25 protein-coding genes and 4 pseudogenes are annotated in these 22,003 nt (G+C 69.2%); 15 read left to right on the plus strand and 14 right to left on the minus strand.

The window, feature by feature from the left end:
• Positions 1-49 precede the first annotated feature (49 nt).
• Positions 50-1,381: an APC family permease gene (locus MXD95_RS05600; protein ID WP_250639465.1), complete on the plus strand. Its 1,332-nt coding sequence runs from the start codon at positions 50-52 to the stop codon at positions 1,379-1,381.
• A 99-nt stretch (positions 1,382-1,480) separates the two neighbouring features.
• On the opposite strand, the gene MXD95_RS05605 is transcribed toward MXD95_RS05600, so the two are convergent.
• On the minus strand, positions 1,481-1,681 hold the full coding sequence (locus MXD95_RS05605) for a DUF86 domain-containing protein (RefSeq protein ID WP_308301450.1): 201 nt from the start codon (positions 1,679-1,681) through the stop codon (positions 1,481-1,483).
• A gap of 19 nt (positions 1,682-1,700) precedes the next feature.
• Complete coding sequence (locus MXD95_RS05610; protein WP_250639466.1) at positions 1,701-2,186, minus strand: HAD family hydrolase; 486 nt, start codon at positions 2,184-2,186, stop codon at positions 1,701-1,703.
• A gap of 70 nt (positions 2,187-2,256) precedes the next feature.
• Here MXD95_RS05610 and MXD95_RS05615 point away from each other — a divergent pair, with 70 nt between their 5' ends.
• The 3 genes from MXD95_RS05615 (at position 2,257) to MXD95_RS05625 (ending at position 3,432) form a co-directional block, all read left to right on the plus strand.
• Positions 2,257-2,463 (plus strand): putative endonuclease domain-containing protein, encoded by a 207-nt coding sequence (locus tag MXD95_RS05615; RefSeq protein ID WP_250639467.1) that lies wholly within the window; start codon positions 2,257-2,259, stop codon positions 2,461-2,463.
• A 72-nt stretch (positions 2,464-2,535) separates the two neighbouring features.
• Positions 2,536-3,000: a flavodoxin family protein gene (locus MXD95_RS05620; RefSeq protein WP_250639516.1), complete on the plus strand. Its 465-nt coding sequence runs from the start codon at positions 2,536-2,538 to the stop codon at positions 2,998-3,000.
• A gap of 267 nt (positions 3,001-3,267) precedes the next feature.
• Positions 3,268-3,432, plus strand: coding sequence for a hypothetical protein (locus MXD95_RS05625; protein ID WP_250639468.1), 165 nt, complete (start codon positions 3,268-3,270; stop codon positions 3,430-3,432).
• 102 nt (positions 3,433-3,534) lie between these two features.
• On the opposite strand, the gene relB is transcribed toward MXD95_RS05625, so the two are convergent.
• Genes relB through MXD95_RS05640 form a run of 3 tightly spaced genes read right to left on the minus strand, consistent with a single transcriptional unit; the run spans position 3,535 to position 5,132 of the window.
• Positions 3,535-3,870 (minus strand): type II toxin-antitoxin system RelB family anti-toxin, encoded by a 336-nt coding sequence (gene relB, locus MXD95_RS05630; RefSeq protein WP_250639469.1) that lies wholly within the window; start codon positions 3,868-3,870, stop codon positions 3,535-3,537.
• Positions 3,867-4,172 carry a type II toxin-antitoxin system RelE/ParE family toxin gene (locus tag MXD95_RS05635; RefSeq protein WP_308301451.1) on the minus strand — a complete coding sequence of 102 codons (306 nt, stop codon included), beginning with the start codon at positions 4,170-4,172 and terminating at the stop codon, positions 3,867-3,869. Before MXD95_RS05635 ends, relB begins: the two co-directional genes overlap by 4 nt.
• Positions 4,173-4,175: 3 nt before the next feature.
• A complete protein-coding gene (locus tag MXD95_RS05640) occupies positions 4,176-5,132 on the minus strand; it encodes a GlxA family transcriptional regulator (RefSeq protein ID WP_250639470.1) in 957 nt (318 codons plus the stop codon).
• A 71-nt stretch (positions 5,133-5,203) separates the two neighbouring features.
• On the opposite strand from MXD95_RS05640, the gene MXD95_RS05645 reads away from it, so the two are divergent.
• From MXD95_RS05645 to MXD95_RS05660, 4 genes are all read left to right on the plus strand, one after another.
• On the plus strand, positions 5,204-6,151 hold the full coding sequence (locus MXD95_RS05645; RefSeq protein ID WP_250639471.1) for an NADP-dependent oxidoreductase: 948 nt from the start codon (positions 5,204-5,206) through the stop codon (positions 6,149-6,151).
• Positions 6,152-6,227: 76 nt separating this feature from the next.
• Positions 6,228-6,695 (plus strand): Fic family protein, encoded by a 468-nt coding sequence (locus MXD95_RS05650; RefSeq protein ID WP_250639472.1) that lies wholly within the window; start codon positions 6,228-6,230, stop codon positions 6,693-6,695.
• Between the two features lie 9 nt (positions 6,696-6,704).
• Entirely contained in the window at positions 6,705-6,992 is a 288-nt protein-coding gene (locus tag MXD95_RS05655) for a type II toxin-antitoxin system Phd/YefM family antitoxin (RefSeq protein ID WP_250639473.1), read from the plus strand.
• Positions 6,989-7,378 (plus strand): type II toxin-antitoxin system VapC family toxin, encoded by a 390-nt coding sequence (locus MXD95_RS05660; RefSeq protein WP_250639474.1) that lies wholly within the window; start codon positions 6,989-6,991, stop codon positions 7,376-7,378. Before MXD95_RS05655 ends, MXD95_RS05660 begins: the two co-directional genes overlap by 4 nt.
• 188 nt (positions 7,379-7,566) lie before the next feature.
• Here MXD95_RS05660 and MXD95_RS05665 read toward each other — a convergent pair whose 3' ends face one another.
• Both MXD95_RS05665 and MXD95_RS05670 read right to left on the minus strand, forming a co-directional pair.
• A complete protein-coding gene (locus tag MXD95_RS05665; protein ID WP_250639475.1) occupies positions 7,567-8,223 on the minus strand; it encodes an alpha/beta hydrolase family protein in 657 nt (218 codons plus the stop codon).
• A 94-nt stretch (positions 8,224-8,317) separates the two neighbouring features.
• Complete coding sequence (locus tag MXD95_RS05670; RefSeq protein WP_250639476.1) at positions 8,318-10,705, minus strand: 2OG-Fe(II) oxygenase; 2,388 nt, start codon at positions 10,703-10,705, stop codon at positions 8,318-8,320.
• A gap of 208 nt (positions 10,706-10,913) precedes the next feature.
• On the opposite strand from MXD95_RS05670, the pseudogene MXD95_RS05675 reads away from it, so the two are divergent.
• A pseudogene (locus MXD95_RS05675) lies at positions 10,914-11,376 on the plus strand (flavodoxin family protein).
• 320 nt (positions 11,377-11,696) lie between these two features.
• On the opposite strand, the gene MXD95_RS05680 reads toward MXD95_RS05675, so the two are convergent.
• The gene (locus MXD95_RS05680; RefSeq protein ID WP_250639477.1) at positions 11,697-13,289 is read right to left on the minus strand and encodes a P-loop NTPase family protein; all 1,593 of its coding nucleotides are present in this window, start codon (positions 13,287-13,289) and stop codon (positions 11,697-11,699) included.
• Between the two features lie 181 nt (positions 13,290-13,470).
• Here MXD95_RS05680 and MXD95_RS05685 point away from each other — a divergent pair, with 181 nt between their 5' ends.
• A complete protein-coding gene (locus MXD95_RS05685) occupies positions 13,471-13,614 on the plus strand; it encodes a hypothetical protein (RefSeq protein WP_250639478.1) in 144 nt (47 codons plus the stop codon).
• A gap of 556 nt (positions 13,615-14,170) precedes the next feature.
• On the opposite strand, the gene MXD95_RS05690 is transcribed toward MXD95_RS05685, so the two are convergent.
• Positions 14,171-15,154 carry an NAD(P)H-binding protein gene (locus MXD95_RS05690; protein WP_250639479.1) on the minus strand — a complete coding sequence of 328 codons (984 nt, stop codon included), beginning with the start codon at positions 15,152-15,154 and terminating at the stop codon, positions 14,171-14,173.
• 112 nt (positions 15,155-15,266) lie between these two features.
• On the opposite strand from MXD95_RS05690, the gene MXD95_RS28840 reads away from it, so the two are divergent.
• The 3 genes from MXD95_RS28840 (at position 15,267) to MXD95_RS05705 (ending at position 17,413) form a co-directional block, all read left to right on the plus strand.
• Positions 15,267-16,055 (plus strand): AraC family transcriptional regulator, encoded by a 789-nt coding sequence (locus MXD95_RS28840; protein ID WP_250639480.1) that lies wholly within the window; start codon positions 15,267-15,269, stop codon positions 16,053-16,055.
• 488 nt (positions 16,056-16,543) lie between these two features.
• On the plus strand, positions 16,544-16,876 hold the full coding sequence (locus MXD95_RS29545) for a type II toxin-antitoxin system PemK/MazF family toxin (RefSeq protein ID WP_250639481.1): 333 nt from the start codon (positions 16,544-16,546) through the stop codon (positions 16,874-16,876).
• Positions 16,877-16,945: 69 nt separating this feature from the next.
• Positions 16,946-17,413: a Rossmann-fold NAD(P)-binding domain-containing protein gene (locus MXD95_RS05705; RefSeq protein WP_250639482.1), complete on the plus strand. Its 468-nt coding sequence runs from the start codon at positions 16,946-16,948 to the stop codon at positions 17,411-17,413.
• 40 nt (positions 17,414-17,453) lie between these two features.
• On the opposite strand, the pseudogene MXD95_RS05710 reads toward MXD95_RS05705, so the two are convergent.
• Positions 17,454-17,696 (minus strand): annotated as a pseudogene (locus MXD95_RS05710) (flavodoxin); the annotation flags it as partial.
• A gap of 79 nt (positions 17,697-17,775) precedes the next feature.
• Entirely contained in the window at positions 17,776-18,765 is a 990-nt protein-coding gene (locus MXD95_RS05715; protein ID WP_250639483.1) for a GlxA family transcriptional regulator, read from the minus strand.
• A 51-nt stretch (positions 18,766-18,816) separates the two neighbouring features.
• Here MXD95_RS05715 and MXD95_RS05720 point away from each other — a divergent pair, with 51 nt between their 5' ends.
• Complete coding sequence (locus tag MXD95_RS05720; RefSeq protein WP_250639484.1) at positions 18,817-19,212, plus strand: cupin domain-containing protein; 396 nt, start codon at positions 18,817-18,819, stop codon at positions 19,210-19,212.
• A gap of 142 nt (positions 19,213-19,354) precedes the next feature.
• Here the strand turns inward: MXD95_RS05720 and MXD95_RS05725 are convergent, their stop codons facing one another.
• The 3 genes and pseudogenes from MXD95_RS05725 to MXD95_RS05735 form a co-directional block, all read right to left on the minus strand.
• Positions 19,355-19,756 (minus strand): type II toxin-antitoxin system VapC family toxin, encoded by a 402-nt coding sequence (locus MXD95_RS05725; protein ID WP_250639485.1) that lies wholly within the window; start codon positions 19,754-19,756, stop codon positions 19,355-19,357.
• Positions 19,753-19,998: a hypothetical protein gene (locus MXD95_RS05730; protein WP_250639486.1), complete on the minus strand. Its 246-nt coding sequence runs from the start codon at positions 19,996-19,998 to the stop codon at positions 19,753-19,755. The genes MXD95_RS05725 and MXD95_RS05730 overlap by 4 nt, the downstream gene beginning before the upstream one ends.
• 68 nt (positions 19,999-20,066) lie before the next feature.
• A pseudogene (locus MXD95_RS05735) lies at positions 20,067-20,306 on the minus strand (flavodoxin); the annotation flags it as partial.
• Positions 20,307-21,622: 1,316 nt separating this feature from the next.
• Between MXD95_RS05735 and MXD95_RS05740 the strand changes: the two are divergent.
• Positions 21,623-21,976 (plus strand): annotated as a pseudogene (locus MXD95_RS05740) (tetratricopeptide repeat protein); the annotation flags it as partial.
• Between the last annotated feature and the right edge of the window lie 27 nt (positions 21,977-22,003).

Below are 22,003 nucleotides of genomic sequence, written 5' to 3' on the forward strand. Positions count from 1 at the left end.
GGCGGCGTAGCGGGCAGCGACCAGCCCGCGGATCAGGGACAGCCACACGATGAACGGGCGAACGGCGCCTGCCGCACAGCCCACCCTGGCGCGCGTCCTGAGCGGGCGGATGCTGTTGTTCCTCGTGCTCGGCGACGTCCTCGGATCGGGGATCTACGCGCTCACCGGGCAGATCGCCGCCGACGTCGGCGGGATGATCTGGGCACCCTTCCTGCTCGCCTTCGCACTCGCGTTCCTCACCGGGACGGCCTACGCCGAGCTCGTCGGCAAGTACCCTCGGGCGGCCGGAGCGGCGCTCTACGCCAACGAGGCGTTCCGGCGCCCGTTGCTCACCTTCATGGTCGGCTTCACCGTGCTGGCCGCCGGGGTCACCTCCACCGCCACTGCCGCGCGGGCCATGGGGGGCAAATACCTCGCGGAGTTCGTGGCTGCCCCGACGGGCGTCGTCGCGGTTGCGTTCATCCTGCTGACTGCCGTCCTCAATGCCCGTGGGATCGAGGAGTCCGCCCGAGTAAACCTTGTGCTCACCGTGATCGAGCTGGCAGGGCTGTTGCTGATCGTCGGGATCGGCGTGCACGCGCTGGCTACCGGAGCGGGTGAACCTGGACGGGCCTTCGAGCTGCGTACCGAGCAGCCCGCGCCGCTCGCTCTGCTCGCCGGCACGACGCTCGCGTTGTACGCGATGCTCGGCTTCGAGAACTCGGTGAACCTCGTCGAGGAGGCCCGCCGGCCGCGCCGAGACCTGCCCCGGGCGCTGTTCGGCGGCATGTTCATCGCCGGCATGGTCTACCTGTTCGTCGCGTTCACCTGCGCGATGCTGGTGGATCCCGACACCCTCGCTGGCTCCGGTGCCCCGCTGCTGGAGGTGGTGAAGGCCTCCGATGTGCCGGTACCGTCGAAGCTGTTCGCCGCGGTCGCGCTGGTCGCGGTCGCCAACACCGCCCTGATGAACATGGTGATGGCCTCCCGTCTCATCTACGGCATGGCGGCCCAGGGCACGATCCCGACCGTCTTCGCATGGGTCCTGCCCGGCCGACGGACTCCACTCGTAGCGATCGGCTTCGTGACGGCCCTGACGGTGGCACTGGCCAGCACCGGCCAGCTGGCTGGCCTCGCCGACACCACCGTCGTCCTCCTCCTGCTTGTCTTCTTCGTCGTCAACATCAGCGCGCTGGTGCTGCGGCGTGAGCCTGCCCCGCCGGGCGCCTACCGTGCCCCGATCTGGGCCCCGGCACTCGGCGCGCTGTCCTGCGCGGTGCTGGCATCCCCACTGGTCCACCGTGAGAGGACCGTCTACCTTCGCGCGATCGGCCTGCTCGCGTTCGCGGCCGTCCTCGTCGTTGCCCAGAAGGCTGTTCGGCGGCCGGCTCCGCGCGGGTGAGTCGCGTGGGTACGGTCACGCCACGTGTCGTACAAGGCTCGCTGTCACGGGCGGCGTGGCCATCGTCAAGGTCGCGCCCGATTACCGGCGGGCCTCCGGCTACGCCCCTTCGGCAGTTAGGTACACCGCTATCTGCCGGACGAATTCGTCCAGGTCGTCGAGGGCATTCAGCCGAGCAACGACGATCTCATCGTCGACCGCGATGTAGTCGTGGACGAGAACGTTTCTGAAGCCGACAGCCTTGCGGAGCGATGGTGCGAGCGTCGCGGCCAGCGCTCCATGGTCGCCGAGGAGACGGATCGCGTCGCCGTTGTCGGCGCTACATCCAGGCCCTCGGCGGCCAGATCCAGATCACCGCCGTCTTCGGCGACGACCTGTACATCCTGCCCGGCACCTCGTGGGAGTACACAATCACATCGGTGACGTCCGCGAAACCATAGCGTTCCTGCTCGCGCTCGCGCGCACCGACAAAACTGTTGCTCAGGATTCCGGTACGAAATCGCGGCCGGAGCCCCCGGAACCACTCGAACAGTTCCACGTTCAACGTCCCCAGGTATTCCTCCCACATGAGTGTCCAGAAACTGGTCAGCTGGTCCTCGGAGACACCCAGCCGCACGCGAGCGGCGGCGACTACCTCGGTCTCCGACATAGTCCCCACCGAGCCCGCGAGGAAGACGTCATGCAACCGATCGAGGACGGTGCCCGCTGCCAGCCCCGCCGCCCGTTCCCATTGCTGCACCCATCCGGTCGGCGACGTCACCTCCAGCACTCCCCCGATGTCAAGCACAACGCACCGCGCATCCATTCGTCGGGCTCCTTCGGGTGTCGACACCGCTCCGGGCAGGCCACACCTGGAGTCCGGACATGCGCTCGTCATGGGACGCGGGCAGGCCTTCGTGATCGAGGTCGACGGACCTCACCATCGCGCTCAGCGACGCTTCGCCGACGACCGCAACCGCGATCTCCAATGGGGGCGCTGCGGGATCCACGTCGTCCGTCTGCCCGTCGAGGATCTCGATGATGCCACCGCCCTCGAGGCCCGGCTCCACGAGGAGATCCGCCGACACCTTCCGCGTCGCTAGTCCGAGTCCATCAACCGGGCAGCGCCGGTCCGGCGTTGTGAGGACGGTGCGATGGGCGGCCGGGCCAATAACATGGCGTCGATGCCGACGCTGTTGATCGTCCACCACACCCCGTCGCCGTCCACGCAGGCGATGTTGGAGGCCGTGCTCGCCGGTGCCAGGGACGAGGCGATCGAGGGCGTGGAGGTCGTAGTACGCCCGGCCTTGGCGGCCACAACGGTTGATGTGCTGGCCGCCGACGGCTACCTACTGGGGACGCCGGCCAACATCGGCTACATGTCAGGGGCTTTGAAGCACTTTTTTGATCAAGCCTATTACCCCTGCCTGGAAGCAACCATTGGTCGGCCGTACGCCCTGTATGTCCACGGTAACTCCGACACCACTGGCGCGGTCCGCAGCGTGGAGACAATCGCCACCGGTCTGAAGTGGAAGCGCCTGCGCGAGCCGTTGTCGATCGTCGGCGAGGTGGACGCTGTTGCGCGCGAGGCCTGCTGGGAGCTCGGCGCGGCTGTCGCTGCCAGCCTGATGCCCGACTGACCTGGCCTCGGCATCTGATGGACAAGGGGCGCGTGAATGTTCCGCTCGCGGCCTGACGGACGATCGCTCGGGACACGCCCCGTCGCACGCGACCGTTGAAGGCCGAATTCATCGATTGTCAGTCCGATCTCGTTCAGGATGCTCCGGAAGGTGCCCTTGGCCAGGCCGCGGGTGTCGTGCGCCGCAAGGAGATCCCGGTTCGACCTCGGACCGAGCGGTCCGGGGACCGAACTGCGGTGAGCCCGGCCGCCGTCCGGCGGTTCGACCGTGACCGCCAGCACCACCGACGTCGACTGCCCCGCGACCGTCATCGACCGGGTCGACGGCTCGGATCTGATCCAGCCCGGTATCCGCGCCCGCGCCGCTGTCCTTGACTCGACGCCGGGCTGTGCCGCCGGCGCCACGGTTGCGGCCTGCCTGATGCCTGTGTGATCTGGACGAGTCAGGCGGACATCTGTCGAGGCATGCCTGGCCACCTGATGGTCGGGCCCCGGCCGCTTAGCCCAGGTAGTGCGTGGGCGTAGTTCGTCGCTTTCACGCGGCGGGCGTGTCGGTGCCGCGCAGGATGTACAGGTCGTCGCCGAAGACGGCGGTGATCTGGATCTGTCCACCGAGAGCCCGGACGTAGCGGGCGATGACATCGACAGTGGAGACTTCGCCGCGTTCGATCTGGGAGACCCGGCTCTTGCTGACGCCCATGTGCTCGGCGACGTCGGTCTGCGTCAGGCCGAGGAGTCTGCGGCGTTCTGCGAGCCGGTGGCCGTCGATGTAGGCCTGGTTGCGCCTGCGGGCCTCGGTCAGGGTTTCCTCGCCGCCGGCGTCGGCGACCAGGCCGGCGCGGACGTCGTTCCACCGGGAAAGTCTGGTCATGAGCTGTCCTCCTCGGCTTCCCGTTCCTTCACATACGCGACGTACAGCTCCTCCGCCCGTGGAATCGCCGTGCGGTACCAGCCGGACCAGTTGCCCGACTTGTCCCCGCCGACCAGCAGGATCGCGCAGCGCCAGGGATCGAAGACGAACAGGACGCGGATCTCGGAGGAGCCCGCGGAACCTGGCCTGAGTTCCTTGAGGTTGTGAAGCTCCGAGCCGACCAGGCGGTCGACCAGTGGCCGCCCCAGGACTGGCCCGGCGTCGGCGGGTAGCCGTCGCCACCACCGGGGCGAGAGCCTGATCCACTAGGAACGGAAGGTCTTGCGGTAGGCATTGGGGGAAACGGCGATGGCGCCGCGAAGATGCTGGCGTAGCGAGGCAGCCGTGCCGAACCCCGAACGCTCGGCAATGCGGTCTATCGGTAGATCGCTGTGTTCCAGCAGATGCCGGGCGAGGTCGATCCGTTGTTGAGTGAGCCACTTTCCGGGGCTTTGGCCGACCTCGGCCCGGAACCGCCGGGTGAAGGTTCGGCGGCTCATCCCGGCGTGGGCAGCCAGATCCGTCAGCTGGACGGGGTGGTCCAGTCGCTCGAGGGCCCACAGACGGGTGGGCGCGGTGCCTGTCTCCGTGACCTCGGGGACTGGGCGCTCGATGTACTGGGCCTGGCCGCCGTCCCGCCACGGGGGAATGACACAGCGACGGGCCACCTGGTTGCCGATGGCGCTGCCGTGGTCGCGGCGGATCAGGTGCAGGCAGAGATCCACACCCGCGGCCGCGCCCGCCGAGGTCAGGACCCGTCCCGCGTCGATGAAAAGGGCCTCGGGGTTGACCTTGACGGCGGGGAAGGACCGTTGGAAGTCCTCGGCGTGCCGCCAGTGGGTGGTCGCGGGCAGACCCTCCAGCAGGCCCGCAGCGGCCAACACGTAGGAGGCCAGGCAGATCGAGACCATCCGGGCCTCGGGACGAACCCGTGCGAGCGCCTCCGCCAGGGTGGGCGGGAGCGCGTCGGGGTGGGTGATCTTGACCATCGCCTCCGACGGGGGGATGACGACGGTGTCGGCGGTGGTCAGCACCGCCGCGTCATGGGCGACCGTGACGGAGTAGTCGGTGGCGGTAGCCACTGGGCGACCGTCCAGCGTGCAGGTGATCACCTCGTACAGTGGCCGTTCGCCGGCAGTGCGTGCGGTGCCGAAGATCCGGGAGGCGAGGCTGAGCTCGAAGGGGATCACGCCGTCCACGGCGAGTACGACGACGCGATGCATGGCCCGATCCTTGCACATCATGACCTTCGGGCCACTCGCTGAGCTGCCGGCCGGGGCAGCAGGCTGGGCGCATGACGACTCCAACGATGCGGGCTATCAGCCAGTCCGAACTGGGCGCCCCTGACGTGCTGCGTGAGGTCGAGATCGAACGTCCCGTCCCCGGACCGACCGAGGTTCTGGTGCGGGTCCATGCGGCGGGCTTGAACCCGACCGACTGGAAGCACCGGCAGATACCCGGCTTTCTCGGGCGGCTTCCGCTGGTCCTGGGCTGGGACGTGTCCGGCATGGTCGAGGCGCTCGGCGTCGGCGTGACAATCCACGAGGTGGGCGACGAGGTTTTCGGCATGCTGCCGTACCCGCGTGGCCACGGCTCCTGCGCCGAGTACGTCACGTCCCCCGCCCGTGCCCTCGTCCGAAAGCCCGCTGAGCTCGATCACGTCGAGGCCGCCGCGGTCCCGCTGGCCGCCCTCACCGCTTACCAGGCCCTGGTCGAGGTGGCCGACGTCCAGCCTGGCCAGCGCGTACTGATACATGCCGCGGCCGGCGGTGTCGGCCACTTCGCCGTACAGATCGCCAAGTCGCTGGGTGCTCACGTGATAGGCACCGCCAGCGCGCCCAAACACGATCTGCTCCGCACGCTCGGCGCCGACGAACTGATCGACTACCGCAATGTGGATTTCGAGCAGGCGGCCGGCAAGGTCGACGTGGTCGTCGACACCATCGGCGGCGACTACACGGCCCGTTCCCTGCGGACGCTGGTACCGGGCGGCGTCCTCGTCTCCCTCGCGCTCTCCAACACGCGGCCAATGCCAGAGGAGGCCGCGCAACTCGGCGTCCACCACCGGCTGATGCTGGTCGAGGCCGACCAGACGGGGATGCTCGCGGTGGCCGACCTGGTGAGGAGCGGCGCACTCCGCCCGGTCATCGAGGCCACCTACCCCTTGGAGCAGGCCGCCAAGGCGCACGAGCTGGGCGACGCGGGCCGGGTCACGGGCAAGGTGGTACTCACCGTCCGGTGACTGTCGACGCCGTGCTACCTGACCTGAGGAGCGGCTCGGTTCATCGCCGCACAACACGGCCCTTTACTATGCGGCGTTGGCCGAGACGCAGGGCGGAAGCTTCCTGCCGGATCGGGAGGCCCACGGCTGGGTTCGGTTCTGCCTGCGCGCGCACCACCTGCGGGCGCAGCTCGTCCAGCGACGGCTTGACCTGGCGGCCGAGGTCTGGCGAATCCTGACCGATCAGGTCGCCGCGGCCAGGTTGGGGGAGCGGTCGGTCGCAGCCCTCTACGCTGCGACTCGCCCGGCAGGCGCACGCCGGGCGACCTATGCCCGTGACGAGGGATTGACCCGCGACCAGGCGATACGGGACCTACAGGGCCTGAAGGCCGCTGGGCTGATCGAGGAGATCGGGCACGGCCGTACCCAGCGGTACATCGCCGCCGGTGCCGCTGCCAAGGCCGAACGGACGATCCGCGCCGCTCACAGTTCCCAGCCGCTGCGTGACCCCTACACTTCCCTGGCGGCATCGCCGCGACCGGATGTCATGTCTAACAGCTGTTAGACTCTTGGTATGGCTACTGTCAGTATGCGGGATCTCAGCCACGCCGTGGGTAGCTGGGTCGACCGTGCCCACGCGGGAGAGTCGATCGTCATCACTCGCAACGGGCGGCCGTGGGCGAGGCTGGTGCCGGAGCTGACCCAGACCGGCAGCGACTACCTGGATCAACTCGTCGCCGAGGGGCGTGTCACCGTGCCCACGGCGGGCTTGGCTGATCTCCCCGAACCGGTTCCCACCGGCGGCTGGGACGGGCGCGATTCCACGGATGTCGTCGCGGAACTGCGCGAGGATTCTGCGTGATCTATCTGGATTCCAGTGCGTTGGTGAAGCTGGTTCATCCAGAACCGGAGACACGCGCGCTGCGATCCTGGCTCGCCGTCCGGCCTGGCGTCTCGGTGTCCTCTGCGCTTGCCACGCTGGAAGTGACCCGTGCACTGCGTCGCAGTGACCCCGGCGCGCTTCCCCGGGTTCCCGACGTCCTGGCTCGCGTCACGCTCGTGCCCATCGAGGAGCCGATCCTGGTCTCCGCCGCGGCCTTGACGGATCCCCTGCTGCGGTCGCTGGACGCTCTTCATCTCGCGACGGCTCTCCGGCTCGACGCGCCGTCGCTCGTCTTCATCAGCTATGATAAACGCCTTTCCGCCGCGGCCGCCCAGGAACGCCTGAATGTCGCGGTGCCGGTCTGATCGCAGGCGCCCCGTCTGGCCGGTCACCGTCGACCTGCATGGCAGGTCCTCGCCGATGATTGCGCGGCCCTGACCGCGCGGGGAATCGTCATCACCGTGATCACTCAGCCCGACCGAGGCCGCGCCGTGGGCAACGGGCCGGCAGCCTCACCGTGGCGCCAACCCTCCTCGGATACGCGACGTAACCGCTACAGGTCCTTCGGCTCGTCGAGAAACCGCTGGGTCTCGCGGGCGAGCTGGACGAGGAAGCGGTTGCGTTCGAACGTGGGGTCCGCGGTCGCGTCCGGCGGCGGCGTGTTCATGAAACTGAAATGTCCGGCTCCCGCTACGGTCCGGACGTCCACCGGGCCGGGTGCCTTCGTGAGGTTGAGGATCTGTTCGACCGGGGTGATCCGATCCTGTTCTGCGGCGTAGACGAGCATCGGTGCCGTCACGGCGTCCAGAGAACCCGGCGCGGCGAACCAGCCGACGGCGGGCGCGTACAGGACCAGACGGGACACCCGCGGTTCGCGCGGCACCTCCATCGGCGTGCCGTCGCGAGCCCAGGGCGTCGCCCCGGCCAGGCAGAGCGCGGCCCATCCCCCGATCGAATGACCGACCACGGCGACCGGCAGGCCCGGCGTGGCGTGTTCCCGCAGCGCCGCGACCAGCCCACGCGGCCGCGCGAGCAGATCCTCGGCGGTCATCTCGGCGGGGAAACGTTCGAAGTACGGCGCGATGACCTGGCAACCGTGGGCCGCCAGGTACTTCAGCAACGGCCGATGCCGTTGCGGATCGCCGCCCGCACCCGCGGCGAACAGCACCACTCGCCGGCTGTCGGGAGCACCGAGCGTGAGAGCGTCCACCAGTTCCTCCTCAGGACGTGGTGCGTGCGGCGACAGTCTCGGCCGCGGCGTCGGCGTAGCGTGTGACTGGCCGGTAACCGGGGCGGCGCGGCGATCAGGCCCTCAGCGGCCGATGCGCCGAGGTGAAGCTCTCCGTGAGCCACTCCAGATCCGCCTGATCGCTGGCCCGGGCTGCCGCCTCGTCGGTGAAGAGCGTGTCGGTCTTGTGGAGGATGAGAGTGTAAGGGCGGCCCAGCCGCCGGGTGACGTGGCTGACGGGCAGTTCGGCTGTGTCGATGCGGGAGTGGACATGCTGCCTGCCCCCCTTGGCGAGCGGCCATTCGAGGGTGCGCTGGTCCGGGTCCGCCAGGAACGCGCGCAGGGTGTCGCACAGGTCGCAGGCGCAGCCGCCGGTGGGCAGCGTGATCGACCAGTCGATGGACGTGCGCCGTGGGAGGGCCAGCCGGGCCGACAGCCGCGCCGCGCAGTCCGTGGCCAGGTCGCCGAAGCCTGCCTCGCCGCGGAGGCCGTCGCCGGGCAGGTCCGTCGCGGCGCGCAGCGCGGGCATTTCCAGCGCGGTGATCGCGTCCGGCTGCTGCCGGAGGTACGCGGCCACCGCGGCCCGGATGCTGGCCGTCCCGGTCGCGGCGGCGGCCGTCAGCACCGCCGCGAGCGGCCTGCCCAGGTCGTCGAGGCCGCGGTCACGCAGGCGAGGGGACGACGACCTGACCGCGATGCCGATGGCCTCGCTGAGCCACCTCCACGCCAGGTCGAGGAGCAGCTGCGCGGTCGTCGCGCCGGCACCGGGCGCGGCGTGCAGCCCCGCGCACAGGCCGGGCAGCGAGTCCGCCACCCATTGTCTGCGTTCCGGTCCGCGGCCGGCCCAGGTCGACTCGCCCGCGCCGGCCCACGTCCGCAGCAGGCCGACGGTCCACTGCTGACCGTAGCGGCTGGCGAGCCTTCCGAAGGACGTGACGTCGTCGGCGGTCAGGCTCTCAACCCGGAACGGGCGCAGCAGCATCGCCGCGGCCGGTGCGTCCGCTACGGCGTCCGCCGTGCGCAGCGCCACACCGAACGTCGCGGAGATCCTGTCCTTGTCCCGCGGCGACCGTGCGCGCAGGGCGCCGTCCCAGAACGGTTCGAGCGTCGCCGCGGCGGCCCTCGCGCCCGACACGTCGCCCGCCAGCGCCATCTCGGTGAGCGTGTCGAGCGCCCAGGCTGGCGATGTCTCGGCCCGGTTGGCGAAGGCCTGCTCGCGGGGCCACACGACGACGGCCGCCCGGTGGTACCAGCGGTCCAGCGTGTTGCCCCAGTTACCCATGTAGCCCTCGTATTCCGTGGCATAGGGCTCGAGATCGTCCGTCGGCGCCGACGCGCACACCTCGTCGGCGCTGACGGACAGTGAGGTCGCCTCCAACTGGCCGCCGTGCGGACCGGTCCAGTGCGTGAGCGTGATGTCGACGTCGATCAGCTCCTGGATGTCGTAGTCGGCCGTGCCGTCGACATCCTCGCCGTCCTCATCGTTCTCGCCATTCTCATCGTCATCCCAGGAGCGCTGTCGGTACCCGTACTCGTCGTCATCCGCGTCGAAGGCACTGTGCGTCGTCTTCACCTCGGCGAGCGCGAGGACGGCCTCGTACCCCGCCCGTGTGGACGCCGCCCGCAGCAGGGAGGCCCGAGCGGCGTCGGCGCCCTTCAGCGCGCTCCAGCCCAGCGCACGTGGGGTGTACTCGTGGTCGAGGAGGTAGACGAGGCGGTTCGGCGGGTGTTCCGCGACCGCGGGACGATGGGTGGGCACCGGTGTGCTGAAGTGCTCGCGAAGGAAATCGGCGAGTTCGGCGACTGCTCCCTCGTCGCCCTCGGGCAGGTCGGTATCCCCGCGCAGCAGCAGGTTGTAGGTGAGCGCGATCCGGTACCCCGACCGGACCTCGCGTACCTCATGCCTGCAGTCGGCGTAGAAGGCGACCAGCGACAGCTCTGCCGTCGACCCCCGGTGAACCGTTCGCTCGTCGAGATGCCGCACCACCAGCTCGCCGCCGGTATGACTGGACGGCAGCGTCACCACGAGGGTGCCGATCATCGAGTCATCCTTCTCGCTGTCCTGATGCGCGAGGAAGAACTGGCCCGGCTCGTACACGAGAAGAGAATGCAGATCGGCGGTCAGTTCGGCGGCGATCGGCAGGCCAAGCTCGTCCTTCGCCGCTGTCAAAATGCCGTTCAGCGCATCGTCGTCCCATCGGGCGCGGACGAGGTCCTTCGGGATCTCCCACGTGTCGCGGACGCCCGGGTCAGTCAGAGTCTCCTCACCGCGGCCGAACCGGGCGGGCTGGCCGAGGCCGAGGAGCGTTCGGGCCTGCGCGGGCGGCACCGGAAACGTGACGGGCCCAATGCCCTCGACCTCGAGGGCCAGCTCATCCGTACTCGCCGTCAACTCCACGCAGAAGGCGGTCTCCGTATCGCCGCGCAACATCCTCGCCAGCCGGTCACGTGCCACGGTCGCCATCGTCCGTGTCCCTCCGCGTCTTTGCGTTCCCGCCCTGAGCGGCATCGTCAGGCAGGAATCTAGAGGGAGCCGCCGACCAGGCCGGAAGCGGTGTGGGCTCGACCCCGCCCGGCATCGCGTCGCGGAGACCCACCGGCGGTGGACGTCGCGCCGATGCCGGACGGAGCGGAGAGCTCCATGCGTGTCCATGCGTCGGCCGGGCCACAGCATGGCCGCGATGCCAGCTCTCCTGATCGTCCACCACACGCCGTCGCCGACGATGCAGGCGATGCTGGAGGCGGTCCTCGCCGGCGCGCGAGACGACGCGATCGAGGGTGTGGATGTGGTCTCGTGCGGCCGGCGCTGGCCGCGACCGCGGTCGACGTGCTCGCCGCTGACGGCTACCTGCTCGGCACCCCGGCCAACATCGGCTATATGTCCGGGGCTTGAGACACTTCTTCGACCAAGCCTATTACCCGGTCTTGGAAGCTACGGTGGGCCGCCCCTACGCCCTGTACGTGCATGGCAACAACGACACCACCGGCGCCGTCCGGGCCGTCGAGTCGATTGCGACCGGCCTGCGCTGGAAGCGACTGCGGGAACCGGTGACGGTGATCGGTACACCCGAGGCGAAGGACCGGGAAGCATGCTGGGAACTGGGCGCCACCACGGCCGCGAGCCTGATGCCGTAGCTCGCTGGCCTGCGCCTAAGGACCGTGGGTCGTTCGCCCAAGACCCACATAGGAACGTCACCAAGAGCGAGGACCTTGTGATCAGAGTTCGGCACACCTTTCGCACCAGAGCTGGACAGGCCAGCGTGCCTGCGGACCTTGAGTAGCGACTCGGCCGGGAGATCAGCCAAAACGTGCGGGGCGAGATATGCCTCCGTAGCGAGCATGGCGCCGACCTGCTGTGACCTGGCCTTCCGCTTGTACGGAGGTCCACGCCTGATCATCGCTGACGTCGGAGCGGAGGACTCGCGAGGTCAGGTCCTTGGGCCGAGGTGAGAGCATCAGATTCGCACCACCGTGATGGTGCGCCCGCTCGGGCTGGTGGCGGTCTGGGCGCCCATCTCGGTGCCGACGCGTTTGCGTTCGGCGGGCCGCTGATCGAAGATCACGAGGTGGCCGGTGGGGAGACCGAGGCGTAGCAGGTAGCCGTCGAGTTGGCTGATGCCAGCCTGGGTCGGATCGGCGTCCCCGGGGCGGTGGGTCTTGACCTCCAATGCCTCGCGCTGGACGGCGGGTTTGCCGTCGGGCCCGGTGTGACTCCAGCGGACGAGTAGATCCATGGCGCCACGGCCCACGCCGTACTCACGGTCGACGAAGCCGCTGCCATTGATGGCGCGGTCGAGGTATCCGAGCAGCGTGACGTGGGGGGTCACCTCGCGGTAGGGTTCGTCGGCCTTGAGGACGTCCTCGGTCCGGTGCCAGAACTCGGTGAAGCGGGCGAGTAGTCCGGGTAGGTCAAGGCGCCCGTCAGCCAGGACAAACGAACGCGGTTGCGGCGCACCGGTCACGCCGTCGAACAGGCCGTCGGCGAGAACTCGTGTGATCACATTGCGGTAGATCGGGTTGGAGATCTCGACCGTCGACGCGGTCCGTCGGATCAGGCCGAGGTCGGTGGTGTACGCGAGGTCGTCGGAGAACGGGTCGAACCTGACTTCCGTGCCGGCGAGGATCGGCTCGATGATCCGCCGGACGCGGGGGTCACGGAGCCGGTCGAGCAGGGAGTCCAGGTGGGTCTCCCGCGCGACGATGAGCCGCTCGTCGGCCTCGTCGACGTGGTCGGCGGTGATCGTCGTCGTCGTGGGGACCTTCATGCGGTCGACGATCTCGTAGGCGAGGGCGTTGACCAGCCACGGCTGCCCCATCGTCAGCGCGTAGGCGTACTCCACGGCCTGGGGGGTGAACTCCTGGCCGGTGTCGGCGGTGTGCTGCCCGTAGAGGACACGGACCTCGTCGAGGGTGAAGTCGCTCAGCCGTAGCGACGTCACCTTGATGTTGAACGGGCTAGGTGAGGTGAGCCGGGTCGGATCACCTCCTGAGGCGACCTTGTAATCGCGGACGTCGCGCAGGCCGCAGAGGGCGATCGACGAGGGGAAGCCGGCCGGCCGTCGGCGGTAGCCGTCGCGCACCTGGCCGAGGACGCTGAGCAGCGTGCGCCCGGACAGTGCGTCGATCTCGTCGAGGAACAGCACCAGGGGACGTGGACAAGCCCGCGCCCACGCGCCGAAAGCGGCTGCGAGCAGGCTCTCGTCCCAGGCGTCCGGCCAGGCCGACGGGCGCAGGTCGGCCGGCAGGTAGTCCTCCGCCGCTTCCCTGGCGAGGCCGAGGATTGCTCTGGTAGCCGCGCCGACGTCGTCGGGCCAGGAGCGTCCGGCCTCCAACGACAGCACGACCGCCGCGTAGCGACCACTCGCGGTCAGGTCCGTGGCGAGCGCCTGTAGCGCCGTCGTCTTGCCGGTCTGGCGCGGGGCATGCAGGACGAAGTAGTCCTCCCTGGCCACCAGGTCGGGCACCTCGGGAAGCCGCGCGGACGCCGGGATCATGAAGTGCTTGCCAGGCAAGCACGGCCCGGCCGTGCCGAACTTGCGAGCCACCACCCACCATCCCTCCCGGCCACGCGCCACTGATCGCAACTCTACGGAATCCCAGGCGAACGTCGGCTCGCGGTCGCATGGTCCACCGCCGGACGGCCGAGGCCGCGGTAGGGATCGACGAGGACGAAGCCAGGTTCGGTAGTCGGATGAGCCGCGGGTAGCCGTCCGCGGCGAACTCCACCAGTTGGAGTTAGGACTCGACGATCTCGCCGAACAGCCGCTGTCCGTTGCGTACGACGACGAGTTCCCGTGCTCCGCGCGCCTCGGGTATGTCACCCTGGTTCTGGGATACCCGTGGATCGCGGACGGGAGACAGGGCGCCGAGTGACGGTTTCGGGGGGCCGATGGGTACTCGCCTACGAATACGACAGCGTGCAGTGCTGCGTGCCTCGGGTCGCACGGGTTGGCGTCGGACAGTCACTGACAGCCGGCCGTCGGGGTCACCTACCCCTCGGTGTCGTCGTCAGTAACCACGGTGTCTCTCGGATCGCGCTTGAGGTGACCGCGACCGAGCAGGGCTGGCACGTCAACGTCCTGAACACGAACGGCGCGGTTATCTGCCCTTGGGGGCAGGCGGCCACACTGATCAGGCGGGGTCCGCGCAGCGTGGCCGGGCCACGGGTAGCCGTCCTGGTACTGAGCGACCCACGTGGCGGGCGGGGAGATGCCGGGAGCACGCCAGACCGCTGGGTCGCCGACCAGGCGGCCCACTGGCTGCTCCTGGAAACGGCGACGAGCCCGGAGGTGGGGCCGGATACCGCATGGGCCGGTGCACCCACATCGCCCAGATCTGCGAGCAGCGATACCACGACGACCGCTGCGAGCCCGGCGCCGCCTCCTTTGACTGCGGCACAGGCGGAGGCGCTTCGGCTTACGTTCGCGCATCAGCTGTACTGGCCGCCACGTCCCGCCACCGAACCGCCGACCCTGGACCCTCTCTGCGTTCCTTCGAGTCGATCGCGACCGGTCTGCGCTGGACACGCCTGCGCGACCCGGTCACCATTCGATCGTCCTTGCGCAAAGCTGTCGAGGTGGTCGAGTGCCCAGGCCTCAAAGCTGGCGGCGGGGCGTCCGAGGAGCCGGGGCACGTCCTCGGTGAGGACCGCGTTGTGTCCCGCCCGCGCCCACCCGGAGCCGGTGACGATGACATCGACGACGGAGCTGTCCAGCCCGGAGGCAATCATCTCGTCGCGTGCCACGTCGAGCGGTAGGTCAATGGTGGTGACCGGGCAGCCGAGCAACTTTTCGAGCTGGGCGGCCTGGTCGGGCACGGCCAGCAGGTCCGGGCCTGTGAGGGTGTAGGTCTGGCCCGCGTGCGCGGGGGATACCAGTGCTTCGATGGCGACCGCGGCCACGTCGCGCGGGTCGATGACGCCCTGCCTGCCGTTCCCCGTCAGGTTGCGTACCGGGCTTCCGGATCTGATCGCCAGGGCCCAGTCCAGGGTGTTCGACGCGAAGGCGGATGGCCGCAGCACCGTCCAGGCGATGCCACTGGTTTGCACAGCCCGCTCCGCCTGCTGGTGCCATGCGCCCACTGTCCTGCCATGGTCGTCGGTCTCGCCGGTCCCGATGGCTGAGAGTTTCACCACTCTGCGCACGCCGGCCGCGACGGCGGCTTCGAGCAGGGCTAGGTCGTGGTGGGGCGAGGGTGATGCTGGCGCCGTCAGCAGGAATACGCTCTCGACGTCGTCGACCGCCGCGTAAAGCGACGCGGAGTCATCGAAGTCGGCCCGCGCGATGTCCACACCGAGCGAGGCGGGAACGTTCGCGGGATTGCGCGTCATCGCGCGGACCGCCGCGCCGCGGGCGACCAGAAGCCGGACGACTTCGCTACCGACGGTGCCGGTGGCACCGGTGACAAGGATCATGTGGGCAACGGTGCCAGTGGGCAGACGGTGGCGGATAGGACGTTTCGGCACGCCCTGTCGGCCATGCCACCGGGCCGCTCACCACGGACAGGCTTCTATCGTGGGGTCGGTGGTGAATGACGACTCGGAACGCATCATCCCGCTGCCGGTCGGGTTGCGGCCATGGATCTCGCAACTGAGCGTCGCCGCGTCCGGCGGCGAACCTGCGCACCCCGTCCGCGCCGAGGCTCCGGACGCCACGACGGCTCTGGTCGTACGTGCGACCAGTGATCGCACTGAACTCGTGGTCATGGGGCCTCGTACGCGCGCCGAATATTTCGAGGTGAGCCGGGTGCCGTTCTGCGTCAAGATGCGAATGCAGCTCGGCCGGGCTCAGTCGCTGCTGGGCGTTCCCCTGAGCGGACTCGTCGACCGAGTCGTCCCAATAGGCGATTTGTGGGGTGTGACAGGTGATCGGCTCGTCGATGATCTGTCCAACGTCGAGTCAGATCCCACCGCAGTCGTCGGACTACTTGCCGCTACGCTGATGGACCGAGTGCGGACTCGGTCGCGTCACGACCTGGCTCGTGATGAACTCGTGCGCAGCGCTACCCTCGCCCTGACCTCCCTGACCAGCCCTGGACCGCGGGTTCAGCCAACAGCTCGGCGTCTGAAGGTCAGCGAGCGACACCTGCGTTCCCTCTTCACCGACGCCGTCGGCATTCCACCCAAACACGTCGCCCGCATTGCGCGGACACGGCATGTGCTCGCGGGCGCCAGCCATCAGTCCCTTGCCCGGCTCGCCGCCGAAGCAGGCTACTACGACCAGTCCCACATGACCGCCGAGTTCCGCCGCATGATGGGAACCTCTCCCAGAGCCTTCGTCGCCGGGCAACTGCCCGCCGCCGCGCCCTGCCATTAAGGGCTCTTCGTACTCGGCTTGCGTCCGCGATTGGCTGAGCACGTTGCGCAACGAAGTGCCATGACGTTGCGTGACCGTCCTGGGAGTGTGAAACAAGAGGGGAGTCGAAATGCTTATGCCCACCATGCGAGCGATACATCATCGCCGCTCCGACCCGTCACCCGCCGGCGGTGTCGGGCATCAGGCTGGCAGCGGTGGTCGCGCCGAGTTCCCAGCAAGCCTCTCGCGCGACGGCGTCCGCCTCGCCGATCACGGACAGCGGGTCGCGCAGGCGCTTCCATTTCAGTCCGGTCGTGATGGTCTCGACACCCCGGACCGCACCGGTGGTGTCGCTGTTCCCGTGGACGTAGAGCGCGTACGGCCGGCCGACGGTCGCCTCCAGGCACGAATAGTAGATCTGGTCGCGGCGCCCTTGCTAACGTATGGGTAGGGAAAACAAGCGAACAGCGCCCTGTCGGGATGCTAACCGGGCGGCGGCAGGAGAGCGGATGCGGGCTGGCGAAGTCTGGTGGGTGGATTTCGGCGAACGACGGCCGGTGGTTCTCCTCTCAGCTGAGGGCGAGTCCGGGTTCCTGGCTATGCAAGTGGTCCCCCCAGCCGGCACCGACCTCGATGGCGTGGCCGCGGAGGTTGCGATTGGAACTCCTGAAGGACTTCCCTTCGAGGGCGTCCTGCGCGTCGCGTTTCCGCGTCCAGGCGTAGTCCCCTGCACCTGGCTCCTTTCGGTGACCAGAGAGGACCTGGTCGAACGGGTCAGCACCCTGCCGCCAGCGAAGCTCGCCGAAATCGAGAACCTGGTCCGCCTCGGTAATCCAGCGTAGGCAGCGTCAACGGCTTCAGCCGACCGCACGGCTCCGAGGCCGGGGCGGGACAGCCGGGTGGTGCCACAGGTGTCCGCTTTCGCGTCGAACACCCTGTACTGGGCCCCAGCGATCAGATCTGGAAACCCGGTGCGCAACCTGACGGGGAACAGCGGGCAGGGCGTCATCGACCCGCGCGATGTGGCCGCGGTCGCTGTCGAAGCCCTGACCTCCTCCGCGCATGCGGGCCAGACCTACACCCTGACAGGCCCGGACCCGCTCGCCGTGCCCGACCAAGCCGCCCGGCTCCAACAGCTGCTCGGCAGCCCAGTCACGACTGTCGACGTGCCTCTCGACGTGGCACGCGACGAGATGCTCGCCGCCGGAATGGACAGCTCCGCCGTCGACGCCATCATCACCGGCTCCAGGTGGGCGCGGGCGGGACGCAGCGCCGTCCTCACCGACGATGTCGCCCGGCTCCTGAAACGCCCCGCCACCAGCTTCGAGGCCTGGGCACTCGACCACCTCGACGCCTTCACAGGACCACGATCAACATGATCCCCGAAGCGGGAGGCCATCCCGCCAGCGTGATCCGCTTTCATGCACCCGGCATCAGGCTGGCGGCGGCGGTGGCGGTGGCGCCGAGCTCCCACAGTGCCTCGCGGTCGGCAGTGTCCGGAGCGCCGATCACCGTCACCGGATCGCGCAGGCGCTTCCAGCGCAGCCCGGTGGCGATCGACTCGATGGCCCGCGCCGCGCCCGTCGTGTCGTTGTTGCCGTGAACGTAGTAGGCGTAAGGCCGGCCGATCGTCGCCTCGAGCACGGGGTAGTACACGGTGTCGCAGAAGTACCGGAAAGTCGGGTACGTCGGATGGCCACGCTACGTGTCCAACGGACTGCCGAACATGAATCCTGCGCCGTCAGGCGGAAGGCCCGAACTGGCGTCGGTACTCGGAGGGCGACAGGCTCGTCCACCGGCGCAGGAGGGTGCGTAGGTGGGCGGCGGTTCCAAGGCCGCTGCGCCGCGCCACGATCTCGAAACGTGGCTCGCCCTGTTCAATCATCCTGCAGGCGAATGCGACCCGCTCACCGGTGAGCCACGCCAGCGGGGTCGTACCCAACTGGGCCTGGAACCGGCGGTGCAGGGTCGCCGGGCTGACCGACGCCCGCCTGGCGAGGTCAGCGACCGTCAGCGGTGTGTCCAGCCGCTCAAGCGCCCAAGCCAGGAGCGGTGCGAGCGACTCGTCCCTGATCTCGGGAACGGGGCGGACGATGAACTGCCGCTGCCCGCCGTCGCGGCGCGGCGTGAACACCAGCCGCCGGCTGACGGCGGTGGCGATCTCGGCGCCGTGATCGCGGCGGACGAGGTGCAGGCCGAGGTCCAAGGCCGCCGCGCTCCCGGCGGCGGTGAGGATGTCGCCGTCGTCGACGAACAGCACGTCCTCCTCGAGGCGCACCGACGGGAACCGGGCGCGGAACGTGTCCGCCCACATCCAGTGGGCCGTCGCTCGCCGGCCGTCGAGGACGCCAGCCTCCGCGAGCGTGAACGCGCCGCTGCACAGGCCGACGAGGCGCGCTCCGCGGGCATGCGCGCGGCGGACGGCGTCCAGCACGGCCGGGCGGCGCGGCACGTGGACGTCGGGCCGGTTCGGAACGATCAGCATATCCGCCGTGTCGGCGAGACCCAGGTCGGCAATGCCCGTGAGCGTGAAGAACCCATCGCGCATGAGCGTGGCCGGCGCGGGCGAGCAGAGCTGGAAATCGTACAGTTCGCGACCGAGCTCGGGCCTGCGCAAACCGAACACCTCGGTGACGCAGCCGAGCTCGAACGGGTTCGACTGCTCGTCGACGATCACGACGACGCGGCGCGGGCCCACGGCACCGCCCCCCTGCGAGGAACCATGCGGCATATGCGATTCCTAGCACTGACGGCTGGGTGCGGATCTGGCGACGATGGGCGGGTGACCACTGAACCGATCGAACTGAGCGACGCTTTGGCCTCCTTCGACGCGCTGTGGAGCCCGCGCGTCGTGACCCGGGTCAACGACTACGACGTCCGTGTCGCCAAGGTCGCCGGTGAGCACCTCTGGCACGCACACGACGACACCGACGAGTTCTTCCTGGTCCTGGCCGGCGAGCTCCACATCGGCCTGCGGGAGGCCGCCGGGGAGCGGACGGTCCGGCTCCCGCGGGGCGTGGTGTTCACCGTGCCCCGCGGCGTCGAGCACCGGCCGGCCGCGCCGTCGGGCGCGGCGATTCTGCTGTTCGAGCCGACCGGGACGCCGACGGTCGGTACCCGCCACGAGGAGATCCCCGCCCACGTCGACGTCACGACTGGTCACCCTCTCGGCTTCTGACAGCCGCACGGATATCGACAGTCGCGCGGCGGCTGGACGGCCAGCGGGGCTGGCCACGCCGGCATGCCGGGTCGCCGCCGCCGGCCACGTGCCGGCCACCGAGCGGAGGTAGGCCGTGCATCCTCAACCTTTTCGACTTGTGCTACCGGGTGACGATGACCGTCGCGCGGTGTCCGGCAGCGTTCTTGAGCTTGGTGTCGCCTGTGAGCAGGTCGCAGCCGAGTGCTTCGGCGAGCGCGATGTAGGCGGCGTCGTAGGCGCCGAGGTTGTGCCGCAGCTTCCACATCCGGGGGTGGTAGGGCCAGACCGGATGGCGGGTGATCCGCAGGCGCGCGTAGTCAGCCAGCATCTGCTCGCCGCGATGGTCAGTGATCTTCTTCCCGGCCGCAAGCCCGCGGACTGTTGACGCGACCTCGACGTCGAGATGGTGCGGGGCGTGCAGCGTGCGCGGGGCGGACAGACGCTGCCGGAGCAGCTTGTCGTCGCCGCGGACGGAAAGCACATCAATGACGAGCGAGCAGTCGACCACGTACGTGAGAGTCAACGCCGTCCCTCGTCGCGCGCCGCGAGAATGTCGTCCATGGTGAGCTCCACCGGTTCCCTGTCGCGGGCGATGCGGGCGATGACCTCGGCATTGGTCTCCGTGGCCGCGTCGGCATCCATCAGGTCCCGCAAGTACCCGGACAGTGACTGGCCCAGCGATCTGGCGCGCTCGCGGAGGACCGCGAGCGTCGTCGGATCGACATCGCGCACCTGGATGATGCCCAGGTCGGCGGACTCGCTCATATATTTACGCTACCACGCTTTCATGCACGGCGCATGAACCCTCTTCGATATTCGACCAGACCCGAGCACTACGGCATCAGGTGCGCCGCCGTGCTGGCGCCCAGCTCCCAGCATGCCCCCCGGTCCTTCGCGTCCGCGGTACCGATCACCGTCACCGGCTCGCACAACCGCCGCCAACGCAGGCCGGTAGCGATCGACTCCACCGCCCGCACCGCACCCATCGTGTCGTTATTGCCATGCACGTACAGCGCGTAAGGGTGGCCGACGGTGGCGTCCAAACAGGGGTAATAGGCTTGGTCGAAGAAATGTGCCGAACCCTGGTCATGGCTCGGCCACGGGACGAAGTCACCCGGACCTGCCCAGTCGACCGACCGGGCAGGGTTCACCACCGGACGGCCATTGGCTCATCCGGCCGCCAAGCCGACGTGTGCATCGGATTCCGTGGAGTTGCGACCAGTCGCGCCTGGTCCGCAGGGGTGGTGCGTGCTGGGTCGCAAGTTCTGCACAGCCGGACCGTGCGTCGCCCGTGGTACTGGAACGACAACTACGTGATTCCGGCGTCGGCACGCCCCCTGAGGTGCCCCCTGCTCGGACTGGCCTGGCGACGAGGGAGTTGAGGATTTGCTAAACTTCAGGCCGTGGACGAGTGGGATGTCCGCGTCACAGACGAGTTCCTGAGCTGGGTCGACGAACTCGACCGGAGGTCCAAGGCGCTCGTCATCGACGCGATCGATCGACGACGAGCATCCCCTTCATGGTCGCGGACCGCGTCGCCGGCGGCGCGCTGCGCCGGTGGGTGCTGCGGCGACCGGCGGAGAAACCCCGCAATCCCTCCGCCCCGATTCGGATCGCGCTACGCCGGCCGCGGTATCCCGCCGTGGTCGGCGGCGTCCTGATCGGCGCGGTTGGTGGAACGCTGCTCCTGCTGGTGGCGAACAGACAACCCGGGCCCAGGGACAGCCTGGAGATCGGGATCGCGGCCGCTCTCGTCACCGTGCCGCTGTTGGTGCTGCTGCTCGAGCTCGGGCAGGGATCGTCGGTGGATACTGCGCGGGCCGCCGATCCCCGCGACGTCCTCGCCCAGGACCGCGCCGCCGCGCTGTTGCGTGGACTCTTCGCCGGGATCGTAGGTGGGGTCGCGGTCGGTCTGAGCGGCGGATACGCCGGTGGTGCCGCCGCGCCGTTCCTTGCTGGCCTCGTCAGCGGGGTGGCCCTTGCGATCGTGGGCGCGACCTTGAGCGGACTCGGTTCGGCCTGGGGGGCGCTTGGCGTGGCCCGGCTGTGGCTCGCGTGGCGGGGCCGGACGCCGCTGCGGGTGATGACGTTCCTCGCCGACGCGCGCGACCGTGGCGTCCTACGCCACGCCGGCGCCGCCTACCAGTTCCGCCACATCGAGTTGCAGCGGCGCCTCGCCAGCGGTTATCGGCACCAGGTGGGGGACGGCGTCGGCGCCCCGCAGGGCAGGCCGGACCGACGAGCCGTACCAGTCACTCCCGTTCCCCCTCTCCCTAGTCCTACCTCCGCGAATCCGAGCCCGCCCCGCCGGGCTGCCCGCCCGCACGAGGACGAGACGCTGCAACGCTTCCGAGCGACGGTGGGCGCCGACCACTTCGCCACCCTCGCGATGGCCAGCAAAGCGGCGCGGACGCTCTACGATCAGGGCGACTACCAGGCCGCGTGGTCCATGGACGAGGACACCCACGCCCGCCGGCTGCGGGTGCTCGGCGAGGACCACCTCGACACCCTCTCGTCCGCCAACAATCTCGCCCGCGACCTGGCCGCGCTCGGTGACTACCAGGCCGCCCGCGCCCTGTTCGAAGACACCTTGAGCCGGAAGAAGCGGATGTTGGGCGATGACCACGGGTCGACGCTGATTACGGCGGCCGGTTTCGCGGACGTCCTGTGGGCCCTGGGCGAGCGGAAGGCCGCCCGGGCCGCCTATGAGGACACGCTGAGCCGCCAACGTCGTTTGCTCGGCGATGACCACCCCGCTGTCCTGCTCGCC

The sequence above is a fragment of the Frankia sp. AiPa1 genome, assembly GCF_023243075.1.
Lineage (GTDB): Bacteria > Actinomycetota > Actinomycetes > Frankiales > Frankiaceae > Frankia.

Excerpts from the sequence above, each read along its gene's own strand:
- MXD95_RS05600 (WP_250639465.1), top strand. The coding sequence starts at position 50 with ATGAACGGGCGAACGGCGCCTGCCGCACAGCCCACCCTGGCGCGCGTC.
- MXD95_RS05610 (WP_250639466.1), bottom strand. The coding sequence starts at position 2,186 with ATGGATGCGCGGTGCGTTGTGCTTGACATCGGGGGAGTGCTGGAGGTG.
- MXD95_RS05615 (WP_250639467.1), top strand. The coding sequence starts at position 2,257 with ATGGGACGCGGGCAGGCCTTCGTGATCGAGGTCGACGGACCTCACCAT.
- MXD95_RS05620 (WP_250639516.1), top strand. The coding sequence starts at position 2,536 with ATGGCGTCGATGCCGACGCTGTTGATCGTCCACCACACCCCGTCGCCG.
- relB (WP_250639469.1), bottom strand. The coding sequence starts at position 3,870 with ATGACCAGACTTTCCCGGTGGAACGACGTCCGCGCCGGCCTGGTCGCC.
- MXD95_RS05640 (WP_250639470.1), bottom strand. The coding sequence starts at position 5,132 with ATGCATCGCGTCGTCGTACTCGCCGTGGACGGCGTGATCCCCTTCGAG.
- MXD95_RS05645 (WP_250639471.1), top strand. The coding sequence starts at position 5,204 with ATGACGACTCCAACGATGCGGGCTATCAGCCAGTCCGAACTGGGCGCC.
- MXD95_RS05655 (WP_250639473.1), top strand. The coding sequence starts at position 6,705 with ATGGCTACTGTCAGTATGCGGGATCTCAGCCACGCCGTGGGTAGCTGG.
- MXD95_RS05670 (WP_250639476.1), bottom strand. The coding sequence starts at position 10,705 with ATGGCGACCGTGGCACGTGACCGGCTGGCGAGGATGTTGCGCGGCGAT.
- MXD95_RS05690 (WP_250639479.1), bottom strand. The coding sequence starts at position 15,154 with ATGATCCTTGTCACCGGTGCCACCGGCACCGTCGGTAGCGAAGTCGTC.
- MXD95_RS29545 (WP_250639481.1), top strand. The coding sequence starts at position 16,544 with ATGCGGGCTGGCGAAGTCTGGTGGGTGGATTTCGGCGAACGACGGCCG.
- MXD95_RS05715 (WP_250639483.1), bottom strand. The coding sequence starts at position 18,765 with ATGCCGCATGGTTCCTCGCAGGGGGGCGGTGCCGTGGGCCCGCGCCGC.
- MXD95_RS05730 (WP_250639486.1), bottom strand. The coding sequence starts at position 19,998 with ATGAGCGAGTCCGCCGACCTGGGCATCATCCAGGTGCGCGATGTCGAT.